The organism is Rathayibacter sp. AY2B3, assembly GCF_002931755.1.
Classification (GTDB): domain Bacteria; phylum Actinomycetota; class Actinomycetes; order Actinomycetales; family Microbacteriaceae; genus Rathayibacter.
Window position 1 is genome coordinate 1 of sequence record NZ_PSUG01000086.1, and the last position, 2,535, is coordinate 2,535.

The window sequence follows — 2,535 nt, forward strand, 5'->3', positions numbered from 1 at the left end:
GGAACGTCGAGGAGGATGGCTGTTATGCCAGTCGTCTTCGATGGAACCGTGTGGACGCACTACTCCCAGCTGCAACTCACAACCGGCGCTGCGTCGGTTGAGGATCCTCGTGATGCGTTCGACGGACAAGAGAATGGGCTGTGCGGAGCGAGTTTGCCCGGCGCCCTCTTCATGCGGACAGGTATCCACACCGGGTACGTACAGGTTCGAGTCAGCACGTTGGACACAGCGCCTGAGCTCGGCTTGTGGGAGGAGATCGTCGAGGCGAGCTTCCAGCCCGAAGGACCGGATGCGGTGCTTAGCGGATGGTCTGGGGACTCCGCCGCGTCGTTCCAGCTCACGGCGTCCGCCTATCGGGCCCGGTGGTGCGCTTCCGGCATGGAAGAGGGCCGGCGACAAGATGTCGCCGACGAAGCGCATCCGGCGCCTGACCGGTACGCGCTGTATCTGTGGCCGGCGCCTGCCTCGGCGGACGCGGTAGTGCGGCGAACCTCGGCAATTGCCGCGTACTGGCACAACGACGCCTCTCCGCGCAGCTAGCTTCACTAGGGCGATCGCTCGTTCGGTGAACGATCTCCAGCAGCGATGCGGGTGAGAGCGGCACACCTAGACTCCTGCGCATGACTGCTTCGTCATCCGTGGACGTGTCGCGGCGCCGACGTCGTCCGGCTCGTCGCCGCCTGTCCTTCTTCGGCGTCTTGGGTGAGCTGCTGATGACCGCAGGGGTGCTCGTTCTGCTGTTCCTCGCCTGGCAGCTGTGGTGGAACGATGCGGTGATCGCAGGGCGGCAGGAAGATCAAGCGGCCGAGCTGCGCCAGAGCTGGGGCGATGACGCGCCGTCCGCGGAGGCGCCGTCCGAGCCGACCGCTGAGCCGGCCGTCCCCGGTGACCCGGTGATCGCGCCGGTCGCAGCTCTGGACACCACGTTCGGCAACCTCTACATCCCCCGGTACGGCGAGGGGTGGGTGCGCACGATCGCTGAGGGCGTCGACGCGGAGAACGTGCTCGACGTGGGCAGCATCGGCCACTACCCGGGAACGCAGATGCCCGGCGAAATGGGGAACTTCGCGATCGCGGCGCACCGCTCCGCCGCCGGCGGAGGAATGCACCTCATCGATGAGCTGCAACTAGGTGACGCGATCTACATCGAGACCGCCGACGGCTGGTACACCTATCGGTTCCGGAACCTCGAATACGTGCAGCCCTCCGAAGTGCAGGTCATCGATCCGGTCCCCTGGACGAGCGACGTCGTTCCGACGGATCGTCTGATCACGATGACGAGCTGCAATCCGCTGCTGTCGACCGCGGAGCGGATCATCGCCTACGGCGTCTTCGAGTCGTGGCAGCCCCGCTCCGCAGGAGCGCCTGCCGAACTCGCTTCTTCCCTCGCGACCTGACTTCCGGCGTCGGCGCTGGCACCGCGACGAGGGCGGCGAGCCGGTTTCATGCTGCGGCAGACGTTTGCGGGTGGGGTGGACATGTACAGGACGAACCCGCTTTCGAAGGAGCCCGTCATGACTGCCGCCCCTGACCGAGACCCCCTGGACGTCCTGCTGGATGAGTCCAGCCCCCGCACATCGACAGTGACGAACGACGTCGCTGTCGAGCTGGCCGAGCTTCAGCAGCTCGCGGCGGCAGAGGCCCGCGTCAACCGTCACCGCTGGGCGCGTCCTGCGGTCGCCGGAGTGGCGTCGCTGGTACTGCTCGGTGGCATGGCGACCGCGGCCGCCGCGGCGACGGGCGCGTGGTCGCCGTGGGCGGAGACGCCGGACGCCTCGATCACCTATTCGCTGCCCAGCGGCGTCCAGTGTGAGGAGCGCATGGGAGACGTTCAAGGGACCGATCCGGCGGCCGTCGCCGTGGTCGAGAACTTCTACCAGACGACCGACGTCGACGCCCTCCTCAGCGACGGCGCGCTCGAGGCGACCATCGCGCAGCTGCGTACCGAGGACCGATCCTTCATCAACGCTGACGGATCCCGCACGCCGGCCGGCTACGGCACCGAGTTCTACAACGCCGACCGGGAGTACTCGACCGCCGTCGGGCGCATCATCAGCAACGCTCTCGACGCCGAACTTGCTGCGCAGGACGTCGCCGTCGACGCCGCGAACCTCAGCATCGCCGGCGAGGCCCACTGCCCCGGAGCGACCTGGTGACCCGCCAGAAGTCCGATGAGGCGGAGCGACTCAGTGAGGCTCTGCGCGTCGCCTCGCCCGACCTGCTCAAGTACCTGCAACGCCGCCTCCCTCTCGAGGACGCCGCCGACGCGCTCGGGGACGTCATGCTCACCGCATGGCGCCGTGTCGGCGCCCTCCCCCGCACCGCGGAGGAGTCGAGGATGTGGCTCTTCGGCATCGCCCGGAACGTCCTCTCGAACAGCACCCGCACTTCGAACAGACGAACCGACCTCTCCGGCCGGCTCCGCGGCGTCCTCGCGACCGCTCCCACCGAAGGACGCCCCGCCGACGAAGGAGTCGACGTGCGCGACGCGATCGCCAGGCTCGCGCCAGAACAGGCCGAGCTCGTCCGCCTCAT

At 68.0% G+C, this 2,535-nt stretch carries 4 protein-coding genes; all 4 read left to right on the forward strand.

Translation table 11 applies throughout. The features are described from left to right. Positions 1 to 540 (forward strand): hypothetical protein (locus C5C24_RS17305; protein WP_219812896.1); only part of this gene is annotated, 540 nt, incomplete at its 5' end. Between the two features lie 80 nt (positions 541 to 620). Further along, positions 621 to 1,397, forward strand: a complete 777-nt coding sequence (locus tag C5C24_RS17310; protein ID WP_104277483.1) for a class E sortase — start codon at positions 621 to 623, stop codon at positions 1,395 to 1,397. Positions 1,398 to 1,514: 117 nt separating this feature from the next. Further along, positions 1,515 to 2,156, forward strand: coding sequence for a hypothetical protein (locus C5C24_RS17315; protein ID WP_146076578.1), 642 nt, complete (start codon positions 1,515 to 1,517; stop codon positions 2,154 to 2,156). Beyond that, positions 2,153 to 2,535: RNA polymerase sigma factor (locus tag C5C24_RS17320; protein WP_104305558.1), on the forward strand; the 383-nt coding region annotated here is incomplete at its 3' end. The genes C5C24_RS17315 and C5C24_RS17320, both read left to right, overlap by 4 nt.